Raw genomic sequence first — 16,538 nt, 5'->3', positions numbered from 1 at the left:
TTATTTATGCATTTTCGGATCGAATGCATCTCTCAAGCCATCACCAACGATATTAAATGCAATCATAAGAACAGAGATTACAATTGCCGGGAACACTAGCATATATGGATAAAGTCTGAGGTTATCAAACCCAAGGTCAATTAATGAACCCAATGAAGCATCTGGAGGAACAATACCTAATCCAATAAAGCTTAAGAATGCTTCAAAAAAGATTGCACCTGGAACAGAAAACATTGTGTTAATAATGATAATACCACTGATATTTGGAACCAAGTGTTTCCGAATAATCGTACCATTAGATGTTCCTAAAGTTCTTGAAGCTAAAACAAACTCTTGATTTTTTAACTTTAATACTTCACCACGGACAATCCTTGACATACCAATCCAGCCTGTTATAGACAACGCAATAACAATCGAAATAATACCTGGTTTAAGAACAAGCATCATTAAGAGGATAATGACCAAGTTAGGAATACCCACTAAAATCTCGGCAATTCGCTGCATGATATTATCAACTCTTCCACCATAAAAGGCAGAAATCCCACCATAAGAAACTCCAATGACAAGGTCAAGAAGTGCAGCAACAAAAGCAATAATTAAAGAAACCCTTGTACCTTCCCAAAGCCTTGTCCATTGGTCACGCCCTAAGGCATCACTGCCGAACCAGAAATAGGTGTCTTTCATATCTTTCGCTTCATAAATACGATAGGTAGCTTTCACTTCAGCAGAATTTCTAGTGCCGTCACCTTTATTAATGACTTCAAGATCAATAAACTCTTCTTTATTATCGAATCTTGCCTTTGCCTTTGCCGATGCCTGCTGAACATCTTTACCTTGGAACGTTCCAGATAAAGTACCATTCATACCAAGCCAAGAGACATTCTCAAAAGCCGGTACACGGGGAGGCATTTTTGCCCTTTTTAAATCCTGTTCATCGGAACCATAATTGTTCATCCACGGACCGACAATACTCATGATGATAATAAACAGGATAAGAATCATGCTAAAAACAGCAGGTTTATTACTGAAAAGGGTTCTTTTCGCATCCTGAAAAAATGTTCTGCTGGGAGCTGAAATCTTTTCACTCGTATCCTCTTTACGAACAAGAGGGACAAATAAATCTTTTGGTATATTTTTTAGGTTATTTTTATCCATTTACTTATTTCCCCCCTGCTAGTCTTATCCTAGGATCAATTAATCCGTATAGGAGGTCAATGATTAAGATAATTACAATAAAGCCAAACGCAAATAACAATGTCGTACCCATAATGGTTGGGTAATCATTTACCATTACAGATGTAACGAATTGCTCACCAATACCAGGAATCGCAAAAATTTGCTCAATAACCATTGAGCCAGTCATCAGACCAACTGCCATTGGACCCAATACTGTAATTAACGGGATAAGTGCATTACGTAATCCATGTTTTAAAATAATTCCAGATTCAGCAACACCTTTAGCACGTGCAGTGATGATGTAATTGGAATGCAATACTTCTACCATTTCTGTCCTTGTGAAACGTGCAGCTGTTGCCATCGGGTGAATGGCCAAAGCGATTGTTGGCAAAATGGTATGTGCAGGTGTGCCCCAAAGAGCAACCGGGAACCAGCCTAATTTCACTGCAAAAACATATTGTAATAATCCTGCAAATACAAACGAAGGTATCGAGGTTCCAATAACCGCAATGATTGTGGATGAAAAGTCAATCGGACTATTTCGGAAGATTGAGGCCATTAATCCAAGTAATATTCCCAAGATAGAGCCTATCACTAATGCTTGAAAACCTAATAGTGCAGATGGCCCGATTCTATCAAACAAGATTGTTGTTACCGGTGTATTATCAAACTTAAAGGATACTCCCAAATCACCTTTTACAAGTCCGCCAAGATATTTGGCATACTGAACGGGTATCGGATCATTCAATCCATACTTCTCTAAAATAATTTCTTTTTGTTCCTCAGTCAATTTATCTTCTGCCTGTAACGGGCTCCCCGGCAAGATTTTCATAAGAAAGAACGAGAATGTCGCAATAATAAATAATGTTATTAGCATATACCATACGCGACGGAGTAAATATCGAGTCATGTTTGCACCTCCTAAATTTCTCTTTATATTATATGTTATATCTAGTCGATTATAAATTTTTGTTATAATCGGAATATTCAAGTCCAAACAGGAGAAAAGAGAGTATATGCTTTAACAGCATACACTCCCTTCAATTTTAATAGATAGCGTACTATATACACTTTTTTAATGCAGATTATTCTTCAGCACCAACGCTAGCCCATTTGTATTCGTAAGTTGGTCCGAATTGGTTTGTAAACACACCTTGTACTTTCGGAGATACTAACAATGCGCCAGCTCTTTGATAAACAGGAGCAATTGCTGCATCTTCAAATAGGATTTTTTCTGCTTTTAAGAAGTTATCAAAACGAGCTTCTGTATCTTGAGCTAAAGTTGTTGCAGTTTCATTGATTAATTTATCATACTCTGGGTTTGAATAGCCCATTTGGTTGTTTCCACCATCAGTTAACCAAAGGTTCATGAAGGTATATGGATCAAGGAAGTCAGGGCCCCATCCAGCAAACTGCATGTCATAATCCATAGCTGTGTCTAATTCTAAACGTTGTTCAAATGGTACTTCTTTTAAAGTAACTTTTAAGCCAGGAAGGTTAGTTGATAATTGGTTTGCAAGATATTGGTTCATCATTTTAGAAACATCATTGTCTCCGCCAAGGAATTCGACTGAAACTGTATCTGTTCCAAGTTCCTTTTTAGCTTCTTCCCAGAACTTTTGTGCTTCTTTAACGTCAAATTTTACAAGATCGCCACTAGCATCACGGAAATCTTTACCATCTGGAGTTGGAACGAAATCTTTTGGCACTAAACCGTTAGCAACGATAGAACCGTTGTTTAAGATTTCATCAACTAATGCTTGCTTATCAAATGCTCTAGAGATTGCTTTACGTAGGTTTACATTCTTAAGAGCCGGGTTTTTAGTTTGGTTCATCTTAATATAGAATACAGAGTTATCAGGTTGTACTGTGTAATCATCATGAGTTGAGTATGTATCAACTAGGTCAGATGATAAACCAGCACGGTCAACTTCACCTTTTTCATATAAGTCAACAGCTGTTTGTGCTTCTTTTACAACTACATAAGTCATTTTTTCTAATTTTACAGTTTTTGCATCCCAGTAATCAGGGTTCTTAACTAATTCCCACTCGTTAGCGGTACTAGTCCATGAAGAGAACTTGAATGGTCCGTTAGATAATAATGTATCAGCGCTAGTTGCATAAGTGTCACCTTTTTCCGTAACAAACTTCTCATTTAATGGGAAGAAGGTTGCGAAAGTTGTTAAAGATTCAAAATATGGAGTTGGATTTTCAAGTTCAACAACTAGAGTGTAATCGCCATCAGCTTTAACACCTAATTGATCTAGAGGAACTTCACCTTTATTAACAGCAGTTGCGTTTTTGATAACGCCGCCCATCATGTATGGACCATATTCAGATCCTTGATTTGGGTCTACTGCACGACGCCAAGAAAAAACGAAGTCATTAGCAGTTACAGGGTCACCATTTGACCATTTTGCATCTTCACGTAAAGTGAAAGTCCAAGTTTTACCATCTTCACTTACTTCGTGTTTAGTTGCCATACCTTCAACCGATTTTCCGCTTTCGTCAAGACGGTATAAACCTTCCATGATTGCAGATGTGAATTGGATACCGTATTCATCTGTTACCATACCAGGGTCCATAGAAGGAATCGTGTCACCATTAACAAAGTTTAATACTTGTTCAACTTTAGGCTCATCTTTGTCAGCTGGTTTCTTATCATTATCAGCTGTTTCCTTTTCGCCGCCAGAGCAAGCTGCTAAGAACATGCTTAACACTAGGCTAAGGGCTAAAAGCCATGCATACTTTTTCTTCATAAAAAAATGACCTCCTATTGTTTTATTTTTCTGTAAATTCGCTCTTAAAAAAGAAGCTAAGGAAATCATACTATTTTTCTACTACTCTTGTAAAGACTAAATATATAAAAGAGTCAAAAAATTATTATACTATTATAGATTACAACAACATTACAGTTGATATAGCAATACTTTTCCTGTTATTAACCTAAATAAATTTATTCTAAAATAAGGAATGCGCTTTCTTTTTTAGTAGGTAAAAAGCAGATAAAGTATACTTTCTACACGTATTGAGTTAAAATACCTTTATTCTTTATTAGAAGTCTAAAATAATTTTAAAAATGAAAAGGTGAATGAACATGTTCAAGAATAAATGGAAGTTTTTTCTGATCAATCTTTTATTAACTTGTTTATTCTTTCTAATTTTTGCAGCTGACTATAATCTCCTTCACTTTATTAATTCGTTATTTTACCTTTGTTTTGTTTATTTGATTATTGTTTTATTTATGTATACCTCAAAGGGAGGCTTTTTTGACGGAGTTACCTTTGGGTTTAGAAGATTTAAAAGTATCATGTTTACACGAAATGGTTATCTCGAAGAATATCTAGATAGACCACTTCCTTCTGAGAACTTTAATGCTTCTATCTATCAAAGTCTTAAATTCCAAGTTATTTCTTTGTTCGTGCTGCTGATTTTTTTACTTTTCCTATACTATGCACTATAAAATAATCTGCAAGGGAGTATCTATCTATGGAGATTCAGAAGGTTGGACAAATTGCAGTACCTATTAAGAATTTAGATCGCGCCGTACTGTTTTATAAAGAACTACTCGGACTTCCACATTTATTTTCTTCAAACGGATTAGCATTCTTTGACTGCAACGGTTTACGTCTTTTGCTAAGTGTTCCTGAGAATGAGGAATTTGCTCAATCCAGCTCTGTTATTTATTTTCAAGTTGAAAATATTCATGCATCTTATGAAGAATTGTTGAATAAGGAAATTACTTTTATCGACGAACCGCACCTGATTGCAAAAATGGGGCAAACGGAAACATGGATGGCTTTTTTTAAAGACAGTGAAGATAATACGCATGCTTTAATGAGTGAATTTGAAGTATAGCAATTTGCAAAAGAGACCGAATTTTCATTTCGGTCTCTTTTTTTATAAGTCTTAATACCTACCCATCATGTAAATACGCCGATCCAAATTCTCCTGCATACGTTTTTCAACCAGCTCTCTATGAATCGCTTCATTAAGTGTGACTTTACGGGGTTTTATCATTATGGTGAAAAAGAGAATATTTAAGGTCATGGTTCTTTCCTCCTTCTCAAATTTAATTTGGTTAGTTTTATTATCGTCCTCATTTAGATAACGGTTAAAGGGAGCGAAGTGTTGGATTTTTTTAATCCTTTTAAAGAATATTCCTATGGACAATCTACAAACTATACCTAAAAGATTTGAAAGGATACCAACATGAGAAAAAGCCTTGTACTTGTTATTGGAGTCATTATTTCTTTATTTTTCCTGCCGATTGCCCCAGTCCATGCAGCTGAAGTCCAAGGACAGCATATCCTTATGACGAGAGAGGAATTTAGGGATTGGTTAGCTAACAGCCAAGTTAGCCGAGAAATTCGGCTAATCCAACAGCATCATACCTGGTTGCCATCCTATAAGCACTTTAATGGTTCTAATCATTTGCGCATGTTGATGGGGATGGAGAATCATCATAGGAAAACAATGGGCTGGAGTAATATCGCTCAAAATATTACCACCTTTCCAGACGGCACAGTGGCAGTATCCAGGCCACTTAACACCGCTCCCGAAGGAACCATTGGTCCAAAGGCTAATTCTGTTGGCATTGCCATCGAGCATGTTGGAAACTTTGATATCGGGCAGGATGTCATGACGAAGGAACAAAGGGAAACCATTGTTTACATTAATGCTTTGCTTTGTTTAAAGTTTGGGCTTGTCCCTTCGATTGACAGTATTACCTATCACCATTGGTGGCATCTAAAAACCAAAGAAAGAGTCTTAGATGCCACAGCTAGTTACAATGTTAAATCATGCCCTGGTACTGGTTTCTTTGGTGGTAATTCTACAAATAGTGCTAAGGCCAACTTCTATCCCCTCATATCAGATAAGATGGAAGAAATAGTAGAAACTGGGCGATAAAATCTCCTTTCCTCTTAAAACATTGATTTTCTTGACCTAGGTCAAGGAAATCAATGACATAATACCTTAAATTAAAAGAGTAAAAACAAAGAGGAAAAGGAGACTACATACGATGAAGAAGTTCGGTTTATTAGTATTAATAATGGGGGCAATCCTATTTGGTTTAGCAGCATGCGGAGGAGCAAAGGAAGAAGCAGCTCCTAAAGAAGAAGCAAAAACAGCGGATGCATCAACAACTGCAACAGATGCTGAGGAATTCACAATCACTGCAACAAACTGGGAATTCGCTTCTGATAAAGAATTAACTATCAAAAAAGGGTCGAAGGTTAAACTTAATTTAGTAAACGAAGAAGGAATGCATACGATTAGCAGTGAGGACTTAGGAATTGAGCTCAAAGCTGACACTCCTTCTGTATTTACTGCTGATAAAACAGGGGAATATGAATTAACTTGTTCTACTATTTGTGGTGCTACTGATGACCATGAAGCAATGAAAATCTCACTAAAAGTTATAGACTAATATGAAAAAGGCCTGATTTTTAGGGCTTTTTTTGTTTTCCTACTAATCTATGCTAATAATTCACTACCTAAATTATCCAACAATACTTTACAAGAAAACAAGTTAATGAGTATAATCATTCCTAGAGTCTCAATTTTCTGTAGATAGATAATATTCAGAATTAATTACTTTAGGGGGAAAACGAATGAAGGTCAAACATTGGTTATTGCTTTTAACATTTGGATTGTTACTAAGTTTACTTGCCGCCTGTTCCGGGGATGAATCAAAGGAACCAGCAGGCACAGATGCGAAAGAGGAGGAAAAGGGAGAAAAAGTACTTAACTTTTTAAATCCTGAAGCCATTCCTTCAATGGACCCATCTTTGGCTACGGATGAGTCTTCCTTCATCTACTTAGCCGCAACAATGGAAGGTCTATACCGACTAGATGAAAAAACACAGGCTACACCAGGAATTGCAAAAGAACATAAAGTAAGTGGAGATGGTCTGACTTGGACCTTTACATTACGAGAGGATGCAAAATGGTCAAATGGTGACCCGGTAACAGCGCATGATTTCGTGTATTCATGGCAGCGTGCCGTTGATCCTGCGACACAATCCGAATACGGACCGTACATGATTAGTGGCGTTATCAAAAATGCTACTGCAATTACCAAAGGTGAAATGGCAGTGGATCAACTTGGCGTAAAAGCTGAAGGTGATTACACACTTGTTGTTGAATTAGAAAATCCAACACCATACTTTGAAACACTAACAACCTTCGGAACATTTTTACCAATGAACAAAAAGTTTGTAGAAGAAAAAGGCGATAAATTTGCATCAAGTTCTGAAAACCTATTAGCCAACGGACCATACGTTATGTCCAACTGGTCAAACACAAGTGATTCATGGGAACTTGTGAAGAACGAAGATTATTGGGATGCAAAAACAGTGAAAATGGATAAATTAACGTTCAAAGTCGTTAAAGATCCACAAACTGCTCTAAATCTATATGAAGAAGGAACCGTTGATCGTATGGATTTAACATCCGATTTAGTAGACCAATATTCTACTAGTGAGGACTATGCGGTTGCAGCAGATACATTCGTTTACTTCTTAAAGTTTAATCAAACAAAATCAGAAGCATTAGCAAATAAAAATATCCGTGCTGCACTTAGCCGTGCATTTGACAAAGATGCACTAGTAGGAGAAATCTTAAACAATGGATCCATCGCAGCGAATGGATTGGTTCCAAGAGACTTCACGCCAATGCCAGGTTCAGGAGAGGATTTCCGTAAAGTAAGCGGTGACCTTGTGAAATATGACCTTGCGGCAGCGAAGGAATTCTGGGCAAAAGGATTGGCAGAGTTAGGAACTGATACAGTTGAACTTGAGTTCTTAGCAGATGATGACCAGACTACAAAGAACCTTGTTCAATACGTTGCTAACCAGCTTTCAACGAATTTAGAAGGATTAAAGGTTACGATCAAACAAGTACCGAAAAAGCAGCGTCTTGCTTTAGACACAGCGATGGATTACCAGCTTCAGCTTTCTCGTTGGGGCCCTGACTTCCTTGATCCATATACCTTCATGAACCTATGGACGACGGACAGTGGAAACAACTGGACAGGTTATTCTAACCCAACATATGACAAGCTAGTAAAAGATACAGCTTCAACACTTGCGACTGACCAAGAAGCACGTTACAAAAACTTCCTAGAAGCTGAAAAAGTGCTATTTGAAGATGCAGCCATTGCGCCTGTATACCAAGCTTCTCGTGCACAATTGATTTCACCAAAAGTTCAAGGTGTGTTTGTGAACCCATTCGGTGCAACATACGAATATAAATGGGCTGACGTAGGCGAAGAGTAAAATTTTCTTTTATTAAAATGACAAAAAGGGAGAAATGCCAATTGGTATTTCTCCCTTTTTTCTATTGATGATTGAATTGACTTCATACATATTCGGGAATCTTGTCTTGTATATTACCTGAATATTTAATATAATTATCTTTACCACTATAGCTATGTTGTTTTCTCAAAAAAAAGTGCCCCACAAGATTCATCTGGGACACTTCCATTAGACTATTTAATTGGATCGTTCTTCTAACCAATCAGCAATGGTTGGATAGGTTATTTTTGTAGCTTGAGAGCCAAATGTAATCGATGTATGACCCACTGGCAAACATTTATATTCTTTATCTTCACTAGAAATAACATTCATCAATGCTTCCACTTGGTGTGGCTGGGCAATGAGGTCATTTTTACCAGATAAGTTGAGCACATTCGCTCTGATATTTTCAAGGTTAACCTTCTTACCACGAATAACCATTTCTCCTTTTATCAGTTTGTTTTGCTGATAAAAGTCTCTAATCCACTGACGGTAGGCTTCACCTGGGAATTGAATACCGTCGTTTAACCATTTTTGCAATAGCTTAAAGCTCTTTATGAACTTTTCATTATCGGCACGTTCATAAAGACTAATAAATGGTCCATAGTTTGTTCCCATTGGATTGATCATTTTATTCCCAAAGTCAATCATTTCAGGTGGAATAACCCCTAGGGTATCTACTACCTTATCAATATTAAAATATTTTTCATTTAATAACTCGCCATACGTACCTGTCTTTTCAAAATCAAAAGGACTTGTCATAAAAATAAGATTTCGGATTGGCAATTCAGGGTGAAGTGCGGCAAATGCAGCTGTAATGGTTCCACCCATGCAATAACCCAGAATTGAAACTTCATCCACGTTTGATTTTCTCAGTACCTTCCGAACAGCACGTGGGATAAAGTCCATAATGTAATCATCTAGTTTCATATTTCGATCCTCGTAACCTGGCTCACCCCAGTCAAGAAGATAAACATCAAAACCGCGATTAACTAAGAATTCTACTAAACTACCACCCTTTGTTAAATCCATTACATAAGGTTTATTAATAAGGGCATAAATCAATAGAAGAGGAGTCTTATGTTTTTTTGGATTTTCAGAAATATAGCGATAAAGCTTTGTTTTATTTCTTGTCCACACAAGCTCTTTCGGTGTTGGTGCAACTTCCGGTTCAGCATCTGTTGTTAGCACTTGACTTGCTCTTAATGCTCGTTGATACATCTCCTTGTATTGCGGAGGTGTAAATTCGAGCAGTTCATTCCAATCGGCTGGCATAAGTACGCTAATGACTGTTCACTCCTTACATGATTTATTTACTCTATCAATTTATTAATCAATCTGTGCCTTCATGACACTTACATGTAAAGTCCACCATTAATATTTAACTGCTGACCAGTAATATAGTCACCATCTTTACATAGGAAGACAACACCACGAGCGATTTCTTCTGGTTTGCCTAAACGTTTTTGTGGTACCTTTTCAACGATTCCAGCAAGAACCTTTTCAGGAATCGCTTGGACCATCTCAGTTCCAATAAATCCTGGGCAAATTGCATTAACGGTTACGTTACTTTTAGCAAGTTCAAGAGCGAGAGATTTAGTATAGCCAATTAGTCCTGCTTTTGCAGCAGCATAGTTGGTTTGTCCAAAGCCGCCAGCCTGTCCAATAATAGAAGAGATGTTGATAATGCGGCCTGCTTCTGATTCAAGAAGATATGGTAAAGCTGCAGAAGTATTGTTGTAAACACTGTTTAAATTAACATTGATTACTTCTCTCCAATCTTCTTCAGTCAATTTTTTAAACGTGCTGTCTCTTGTAATTCCTGCATTATTAACCAGGATATCTAGTTTGCCATAATGATTGATTGTTTCTTGAACAAGGTATGCTGACTCATTACTTTCTGAAACATCTGCTTGAATGGCATAAGCATCTCCGCCGAATTCATTGATTTCTGCAACAATTCTATCCGCTAATTCTTTGCGAGTATTATAGTTAATGACAACCTTCGCACCATTTTTAGCTAGTTCCAATGCAATTGCCGCTCCAATTCCTCTGCTGCCGCCTGTAACGATTGCTACTTTATCCTTTAATCCTGTCATCATTATCCACCTCATCTATAGTAGTTGAAAAAAATATGTAATACTTTTCTATTTCACTTTTTCTTGTGATTTTAACACGGTAAGGATTTGATTCAATTTAGTATCTAAGCCCTTCATATCCTTCTTTAATTGAGTCAATTCTGCTTTAAATGACTCCTGAACATCTTGGCTGTCCAATTTCTCTTCTAATTTTTCTTCTAAATCATCTACTTTTGCATCCACATTAACAATCAATGAAGAAATGTTCGCAATGTCATTTCGACTTGGTACATTCATAAACTCCAAGTACTTTAATGTTGACTCATCAATCATTTTTTTAAATTGAAGATTCATCTCCAAAATTTGCCCCATCCCTTCGGAAGGGAAGTCCTGGCTGATTTTTTCATCGAATAATTTACTGGTTTGGGAATAATAATCCTTCCACATTTCATAAAAGTTAAAGCTTTGGTTCATATCTGTTTCCTCCTTATATCTTTCTAGACGTTTCAATCATACTAACTATATGGAAATAATTAAAGATTAATTATTGAAAATTGTCTAAATACTTTTCTTCCTTTATTGACAAAATCCTCCCTTTTTCGCAAATACCCCCATTTTACCGTGATGAAATCAAAAAAAAGAACAAGGGATTGGTCCCTTGTCCAACTTCCTTTATTTCCAATAATCATTTGCAACCGCTACTGCATGTCTAATTATTTTAAGCTGCTAGTTTTTGGTGTTCTTGTTTTACAAGTAAATTCATTAGAAGTGTTTTGCATTGCGGTATGGAAAAGCCGACAATTGGACCTAAGAAAAAGGCAATCATCACCGATCCAACTCCAACTGGTCCCCCTAATACCCAACCGAGAATCAGGACGAGAACTTCCATTCCATTACGGACCCATTGTAAACTCCAGCCTGTTTTGTCCACAATCAGGAGCATTATACTATCTCGTGGACCTGAACCCAAATCAGCAGAAACATAGAGCCCAACTCCATACCCCATTAAAATAACTCCTAAGAAAAAGAAAAATAGTGCTCCAATATAACTATCGACACCTGGCAAAAGCCACATAAAGAAGTCTATGAATAAACCAAGTAACAGCATATTTAAAAACGAACCAATCTTAGGTACCTTTTTCGTTGCAATGGAGGCAGCGGTAAGCAATAGAAATCCTATTATGATTGACCATGTGCCTATCGTCAGCCCCAGCTTCAGAAACATCCCATAATGAAAGACATCCCAGGGGCCTGCTCCTATCAATTTTCCTTCAATGGTTAAGGCAGCACCTAACGCTAAAACAAGTAGTCCAAAAACAAAAAAAGACCAGCGAAGAATCCATTCTTTTCTCATCATTTCACCTATAATCTCGAGACTTTTTAACTAAACTACTATACCATATCTGTTTTAATGGTAACTATACAAATTAAATGGAAATATTTTTATAAGAATCTTTTATTCTACAAATCTCGACATAAACCATACGTGACCAGGTATTGGAATACACTTTAATAGTAAGGTTCTCCGTGATGCTGTAATATGAGGTTTACACTTAATAAATAGTAAAAAACCTACCTTTACTATCCCAAAGGTAGGTTTTATTACATTCTACAATATTTGATTTAAAAACCTTTTAGTCCGTTCATGTATTGGATTGACAAAGATATCATTTGGATGTCCTTCTTCAATAATATTTCCGTCTGCAAGCATAATGACTCGGTCCGCTACTTCTTTCGCAAACCCCATTTCATGTGTCACAATCACCATCGTCATCCCGTCACGTGCTAGATCCTTCATTACCTGAAGCACTTCACCAACAAGCTCAGGATCCAATGCTGAAGTCGGCTCATCAAAAAGCATCACTTTTGGTTCCATTGCTAGTGCTCTCGCAATCGCTACCCGCTGCTTTTGCCCGCCGGACAATTGTTCAGGATAGTAGTTGGCCTTATCCTCTAAGCCTACCTTTTTAAGAAGGGCCATTGCTTTTGAACTCGCTGCTTCCTTTGTTTCTTTTCTTACAAAAATCGGTGCCTCAGTAATGTTTTCTATTACTGTTTTATGGGGGAAAAGATTGAAATGCTGAAACACCATTCCTACCTTTTCTCTTACCTTATTTAAGTTTGTTTTTGCTAGGTCTGTTTTTTCAGAATCGATGATAATGTCACCGCGCTCTGCCACTTCTAAAAAATTTAGGCAGCGAAGGAGCGTACTTTTTCCAGAGCCGCTGGCACCGATAAGAACAACTACCTCTTTCTCGTCTACACTTAGGTTAATATTTTTTAATACTTCAAGCTTACCAAAGGATTTTGAAAGATTGCTAATTTTAATCATACGATTATGCCCTCCTTAGGTTTGCTGACATCCATTTTCTTTTCAATTCGATTAGCAACCCATGTAAAAATCAGGACGATAATCAAATAATAGACCCCTACAACAAAATACGTTTCAAAAGGCATATAGTTTTCACCTTGGACACTAAGTGCCGTGTTATATAGGTCCGTCACAGCAATATAGGCAACAAGGGAAGAATCTTTTAAGCCAATAATAAACTGATTCGCTAGAGACGGAATTGCTCTTTTGAAAGCCTGTGGGAAAATAATTCTCCTCATTGCAAGAGAGTAGGGCATTCCGAGTGACCTAGCCGCTTCCATCTGTCCTCGATCAATGGATTGTACAGCTCCTCTAAAAATTTCTGCAATGTAGGCACCTGTATGAACACCTAATGCCAGAGCTCCGGCCGTAAAGCTGTCCAGGTTCACTATATTGGCAAGTCCATAATAAAGGAACATAATCTGAACAATGAGAGGCGTTCCACGAATAATACCAATGTAGATATCTGCAATCCAATTTAGTATTTTACTAGTGGAAATCTTAAAGCCCGCAAAAATTAAACCAATCACCATCGCAAATAATAACGAGATTGCTGTTATGGCGATTGTCATCCAAGAAGCTTTCAAAAAAGCAATTCCATGTTCACTAAAAATACTGATAATATTTTCTAAAAAAATCACGATGCGTACCTCCTTCATTGCATAGTGCAAGCACCTACATCAGGTGCTTACACTAAAAAATTTCCCAATCTTACTTTTCCATGATGTTTGTATTAAACCATTTCATACTAATCTTTTCATACGTACCATCGTCAATCATCGATTGGATGGCCTCATTAATTTGCTCAGCAAGCTCTTTGTTTCCTTCTGCAACAGCTACACTTACACGGTCTTCATTCAGTAATTCGCCTATTTCCTTGATTTCTAAGCCTTTTTCATTTTTTGCACTAACACCGACAATTTTATCAGTGATCACCGCATCTAAGCGTCCTAGCGCCAAATCTTGAAGTGCATTGACGTCTGTTGGGTAGCCCTTCACTTGATCAGATAATTCCTCGGCCATGTCTTTCCACGTACTAGCCTGAATTACACCAATTTTTTTGCCTTTTAAATCCTCTTTTGATTGAATATCCGAATTGCCTTCCGCTACAAAAATCTGTGCACCAGATAAATAATATGGATTGGTGAAATCAACTTGCTTATCACGCTCTGGTGTAGCAGTCATACTTCCGATAATGGCATCATATTTCTTTGCCTTTAATCCTTGGATAATCGTTTCCCATGGATTGGTTACAGGGTTTGCCTCAAGCCCAATTCTCTTGGCAATTTCTGCTCCAATTTCAACATCAAATCCAGTCAATTTACCATCCTTCTTAAAGTTTAACGGTGGATACTGCCCTGTCATTGAGAAGGTTAACGCACCTTTTTTTACTAACTCCTGCTTAGAACCACTTTCTTTTGCTGTCTTTTCTGCCCCATCACTCTTCTCTGTTCCGCAAGCAGTTAAAATCAACATCAATGCTGTAACGAATAAAATTGCAATTTTTTTCATAAATATTCCCTCCTAGGTAATTAAAAAAACACCGTCAATGTGAATATGACGGTGTCCTGCACACCCTCATCGGTTAGCATTGGTGAAGATAGTTCTCCACAATTCCAAGGAACTGTGACAGTTTTGCCCCTATTCGAGTGCAAACCCAGCTTTCTGAATGAAGTGATATCAGAAGCTTCGGCAATTGATCCTTTTTCCTATTTTCATAGATTTCACTAAATCTCCAATAGGATACTATTAACAATCGCGACCTCTACCCCATCTAATGCTTAAAGATGAGGATTTTATATTTAGTTTAACGAAACTTTCTTTAGTATAAAGAAATATTCTAACAAGTGCAATAATAATTTCGATTGTATTTTTATCCAAATTAAAAGACTTGACGGGTTTTATCTTCTGAGATACATTTTTTCTAAATACTAATTTACTAGAAAAGAAGGTCAGGCGTATGTTGCAATGTCGTCAAGATGTGTTGACATTCACGAAACAGCTCGTAAACATTGAAAGTGTCGTTAATACCAATGGCGAAAAGGCCATTGCTCAATCTTTATATTTTATGATTTCTGCTATGCCCTATTTTTCACAAAACCCCAGCCATCTTGTTTTAGAACAAACACTCAACGATGATCAAGAGCGTTATAATGTTCTTGCTTTTGTTAAAGGAACAAAGGGAAATAGCAACCGTACGGTGATTTTGATGGGCCATATTGACACAGTTGGGATTGATGATTTCAATCAATTAAAAGACCAGGCTTGCTTCCCTGACGAACTTATGGAATCACTAAAAACTGAACAGCTTCCGGCTGCTGCTAAAGAACATTTAGATTCGGGGGATTGGTTATTTGGCCGAGGCGTTCTTGATATGAAAAGCGGGGTTGCCAGTCACTTATATCTCTTAAACTACTATTCTATGCATCCTGAAGAATTAGACGGAAACATAGTCCTCTTATCGGAGTGTGACGAGGAGGACAGTTCACATGGTGTACTTTCGGCTTTGAAAACATTGAAACGCTGGAAAGAGGAGCATGGTTTTAACTATGCAGCTGCGATTAATGCTGATTTCGTTTCACCAAGATATGAAGGCGACGAAAATCGCTATATCTACAAGGGGACTGTCGGAAAGCTGCTGCCATCGTTCTTTATTACGGGGGCAGAAACACATGTAGGCTCTGCCTTTGAGGGACTCGATCCCAACTTTATTGCGGCCGAACTGACAAGGCAAATCAATTACAACCCTGAGCTTTGTAACGAAGCGTTTGGTGAGACGACCGTGCCGCCTGTTTCGTTAAAACAAACAGATTTGAAGCCGTCTTATACAGTTCAAACTGCCTTAGCAGCCTATGTTTATTATAATTTCTTTATTCATTCCTGGTCTCCAAAGGACGTGCTTGAAAAGTTAAGGGAACAAGCTATGATTGCTTTTACCAATGCCCTTACTTCTTTTGAAGAAAGGTATAAGCAATACAGCACATTAAGCGGTGAACCATATGTACAACATCCTTGGAAGCCTAGAGTGATGACGTACGAGGAAATGGAAAAATTATTAATCGATGAGAACGGTGAAACGTTCACGACACATATGAGTCAATTTAAAGAAAAGCTGTTAAAAAATAAGGAACTGGATACGCGTATGTTTTCGGCAAAAGTGGTAGAGGAAGCCTGGAAATGGATGAAGGATAAAAATCCAGCGATTATTCTGTTCTACTCATCCCTGTACTCTCCGCGAATTGAATTGACGGGGAAAACAACTGACGAGCTTGCTTTAATTACAGCATTAGACGAAGCAGTCGAAGAAATCCAACCACACTATCAATATCCGATTGTGACACGAAACTTTTTTCCTTATATTTCCGATATGAGTTTCGTGGCCTTAAGTGACGATGAAGCAGGCATTAGTGCCGAAACAAACAACAACCCTAGCTGGGGTGCCAAGCTCTTTGTCGACTATCAAGACATTCGCGATATCAATGTCCCTGTAATCAATATCGGCCCTTATGGTTTAGATGCTCACAAGAAGCATGAAAGAATGGAAATGACCTACTCACTTGAAGTCGTACCAAATCTAACAAACCTCGTAATTCAAAAACTATTAAATAATTGACC

At 37.5% G+C, this 16,538-nt stretch carries 17 protein-coding genes and 1 riboswitch; of the genes, 6 read left to right on the top strand and 11 right to left on the bottom strand.

Annotated elements, in window-relative coordinates; genetic code table 11:
• The 3 genes from opp3C to M3189_RS22380 form a co-directional block, all read right to left on the bottom strand.
• On the bottom strand, nt 1-1,155 hold the full coding sequence (gene opp3C / locus M3189_RS22390) for an oligopeptide ABC transporter permease (protein WP_251638135.1): 1,155 nt from the start codon (nt 1,153-1,155) through the stop codon (nt 1-3).
• Nucleotides 1,156-1,159: 4 nt separating this feature from the next.
• Nucleotides 1,160-2,086, bottom strand: a complete 927-nt coding sequence (opp3b, locus tag M3189_RS22385) for an oligopeptide ABC transporter permease (RefSeq protein ID WP_251638133.1) — start codon at nt 2,084-2,086, stop codon at nt 1,160-1,162.
• A gap of 175 nt (nt 2,087-2,261) precedes the next feature.
• A complete protein-coding gene (locus M3189_RS22380) occupies nt 2,262-3,935 on the bottom strand; it encodes a peptide ABC transporter substrate-binding protein (RefSeq protein WP_251638131.1) in 1,674 nt (557 codons plus the stop codon).
• 338 nt (nt 3,936-4,273) lie between these two features.
• Between M3189_RS22380 and M3189_RS22375 the strand changes: the two genes are divergently transcribed.
• Entirely contained in the window at nt 4,274-4,639 is a 366-nt protein-coding gene (locus M3189_RS22375) for a DUF3899 domain-containing protein (protein WP_251638129.1), read from the top strand.
• Between the two features lie 26 nt (nt 4,640-4,665).
• Complete coding sequence (locus M3189_RS22370; protein ID WP_251638127.1) at nt 4,666-5,034, top strand: VOC family protein; 369 nt, start codon at nt 4,666-4,668, stop codon at nt 5,032-5,034.
• 51 nt (nt 5,035-5,085) lie between these two features.
• On the opposite strand, the gene M3189_RS22365 is transcribed toward M3189_RS22370, so the two are convergent.
• The gene (locus M3189_RS22365; protein WP_251638126.1) at nt 5,086-5,226 is read right to left on the bottom strand and encodes a YrzI family small protein; all 141 of its coding nucleotides are present in this window, start codon (nt 5,224-5,226) and stop codon (nt 5,086-5,088) included.
• A 162-nt stretch (nt 5,227-5,388) separates the two neighbouring features.
• Here M3189_RS22365 and M3189_RS22360 point away from each other — a divergent pair, with 162 nt between their 5' ends.
• The 3 genes from M3189_RS22360 (at nt 5,389) to M3189_RS22350 (ending at nt 8,456) form a co-directional block, all read left to right on the top strand.
• Nucleotides 5,389-6,087, top strand: coding sequence for a peptidoglycan recognition protein family protein (locus M3189_RS22360; protein WP_251638123.1), 699 nt, complete (start codon nt 5,389-5,391; stop codon nt 6,085-6,087).
• A gap of 112 nt (nt 6,088-6,199) precedes the next feature.
• On the top strand, nt 6,200-6,607 hold the full coding sequence (locus M3189_RS22355) for a cupredoxin domain-containing protein (protein WP_251638121.1): 408 nt from the start codon (nt 6,200-6,202) through the stop codon (nt 6,605-6,607).
• Between the two features lie 184 nt (nt 6,608-6,791).
• Complete coding sequence (locus tag M3189_RS22350; protein ID WP_251638119.1) at nt 6,792-8,456, top strand: peptide ABC transporter substrate-binding protein; 1,665 nt, start codon at nt 6,792-6,794, stop codon at nt 8,454-8,456.
• Between the two features lie 216 nt (nt 8,457-8,672).
• Here M3189_RS22350 and phaC read toward each other — a convergent pair whose 3' ends face one another.
• The 7 genes from phaC to M3189_RS22315 all read right to left on the bottom strand — a co-directional run bounded on the left by phaC (nt 8,673) and on the right by M3189_RS22315 (nt 14,435).
• Nucleotides 8,673-9,749, bottom strand: coding sequence for a class III poly(R)-hydroxyalkanoic acid synthase subunit PhaC (gene phaC, locus M3189_RS22345; protein ID WP_251638117.1), 1,077 nt, complete (start codon nt 9,747-9,749; stop codon nt 8,673-8,675).
• Nucleotides 9,750-9,829: 80 nt separating this feature from the next.
• Nucleotides 9,830-10,573, bottom strand: a complete 744-nt coding sequence (locus M3189_RS22340; protein ID WP_251638115.1) for a 3-oxoacyl-ACP reductase — start codon at nt 10,571-10,573, stop codon at nt 9,830-9,832.
• Between the two features lie 48 nt (nt 10,574-10,621).
• On the bottom strand, nt 10,622-11,026 hold the full coding sequence (locus tag M3189_RS22335; protein WP_251638112.1) for a polyhydroxyalkanoic acid synthase subunit PhaR: 405 nt from the start codon (nt 11,024-11,026) through the stop codon (nt 10,622-10,624).
• A 244-nt stretch (nt 11,027-11,270) separates the two neighbouring features.
• The gene (locus tag M3189_RS22330; RefSeq protein ID WP_251638110.1) at nt 11,271-11,906 is read right to left on the bottom strand and encodes a YczE/YyaS/YitT family protein; all 636 of its coding nucleotides are present in this window, start codon (nt 11,904-11,906) and stop codon (nt 11,271-11,273) included.
• 255 nt (nt 11,907-12,161) lie between these two features.
• On the bottom strand, nt 12,162-12,884 hold the full coding sequence (locus M3189_RS22325; RefSeq protein WP_251638109.1) for an amino acid ABC transporter ATP-binding protein: 723 nt from the start codon (nt 12,882-12,884) through the stop codon (nt 12,162-12,164).
• Nucleotides 12,881-13,564, bottom strand: a complete 684-nt coding sequence (locus tag M3189_RS22320) for an amino acid ABC transporter permease (RefSeq protein ID WP_353057480.1) — start codon at nt 13,562-13,564, stop codon at nt 12,881-12,883. The genes M3189_RS22325 and M3189_RS22320 overlap by 4 nt, the downstream gene beginning before the upstream one ends.
• 70 nt (nt 13,565-13,634) lie before the next feature.
• Nucleotides 13,635-14,435 carry an ABC transporter substrate-binding protein gene (locus M3189_RS22315; RefSeq protein WP_251638107.1) on the bottom strand — a complete coding sequence of 267 codons (801 nt, stop codon included), beginning with the start codon at nt 14,433-14,435 and terminating at the stop codon, nt 13,635-13,637.
• Between the two features lie 81 nt (nt 14,436-14,516).
• A riboswitch (Lysine riboswitch) is annotated at nt 14,517-14,699 on the bottom strand.
• A 184-nt stretch (nt 14,700-14,883) separates the two neighbouring features.
• On the opposite strand from M3189_RS22315, the gene M3189_RS22310 reads away from it, so the two are divergent.
• Nucleotides 14,884-16,536 carry a M20/M25/M40 family metallo-hydrolase gene (locus tag M3189_RS22310; RefSeq protein WP_251638105.1) on the top strand — a complete coding sequence of 551 codons (1,653 nt, stop codon included), beginning with the start codon at nt 14,884-14,886 and terminating at the stop codon, nt 16,534-16,536.
• Nucleotides 16,537-16,538: the final 2 nt, after the last annotated feature.

The sequence above is a fragment of the Neobacillus niacini genome, from assembly GCF_023715415.1.
Taxonomy (GTDB): domain Bacteria; phylum Bacillota; class Bacilli; order Bacillales; family Cytobacillaceae; genus Neobacillus; species Neobacillus niacini_C.
Note: the sequence above shows the minus strand (reverse complement) of the source record. Positions and strands in the feature narration are given on the sequence as shown.

Bases quoted from the DNA above. Each gene is read 5' to 3' on its own strand.
- M3189_RS22360 (WP_251638123.1), top strand. From the start codon at position 5,389: ATGAGAAAAAGCCTTGTACTTGTTATTGGAGTCATTATTTCTTTATTT.
- M3189_RS22350 (WP_251638119.1), top strand. From the start codon at position 6,792: ATGAAGGTCAAACATTGGTTATTGCTTTTAACATTTGGATTGTTACTA.
- M3189_RS22310 (WP_251638105.1), top strand. From the start codon at position 14,884: ATGTTGCAATGTCGTCAAGATGTGTTGACATTCACGAAACAGCTCGTA.
- M3189_RS22330 (WP_251638110.1), bottom strand. From the start codon at position 11,906: ATGAGAAAAGAATGGATTCTTCGCTGGTCTTTTTTTGTTTTTGGACTA.
- M3189_RS22335 (WP_251638112.1), bottom strand. From the start codon at position 11,026: ATGAACCAAAGCTTTAACTTTTATGAAATGTGGAAGGATTATTATTCC.
- M3189_RS22355 (WP_251638121.1), top strand. From the start codon at position 6,200: ATGAAGAAGTTCGGTTTATTAGTATTAATAATGGGGGCAATCCTATTT.
- M3189_RS22365 (WP_251638126.1), bottom strand. From the start codon at position 5,226: ATGACCTTAAATATTCTCTTTTTCACCATAATGATAAAACCCCGTAAA.
- M3189_RS22375 (WP_251638129.1), top strand. From the start codon at position 4,274: ATGTTCAAGAATAAATGGAAGTTTTTTCTGATCAATCTTTTATTAACT.
- opp3C (WP_251638135.1), bottom strand. From the start codon at position 1,155: ATGGATAAAAATAACCTAAAAAATATACCAAAAGATTTATTTGTCCCT.
- M3189_RS22315 (WP_251638107.1), bottom strand. From the start codon at position 14,435: ATGAAAAAAATTGCAATTTTATTCGTTACAGCATTGATGTTGATTTTA.
- M3189_RS22340 (WP_251638115.1), bottom strand. From the start codon at position 10,573: ATGACAGGATTAAAGGATAAAGTAGCAATCGTTACAGGCGGCAGCAGA.
- M3189_RS22370 (WP_251638127.1), top strand. From the start codon at position 4,666: ATGGAGATTCAGAAGGTTGGACAAATTGCAGTACCTATTAAGAATTTA.
- M3189_RS22325 (WP_251638109.1), bottom strand. From the start codon at position 12,884: ATGATTAAAATTAGCAATCTTTCAAAATCCTTTGGTAAGCTTGAAGTA.
- phaC (WP_251638117.1), bottom strand. From the start codon at position 9,749: ATGCCAGCCGATTGGAATGAACTGCTCGAATTTACACCTCCGCAATAC.
- M3189_RS22380 (WP_251638131.1), bottom strand. From the start codon at position 3,935: ATGAAGAAAAAGTATGCATGGCTTTTAGCCCTTAGCCTAGTGTTAAGC.
- opp3b (WP_251638133.1), bottom strand. From the start codon at position 2,086: ATGACTCGATATTTACTCCGTCGCGTATGGTATATGCTAATAACATTA.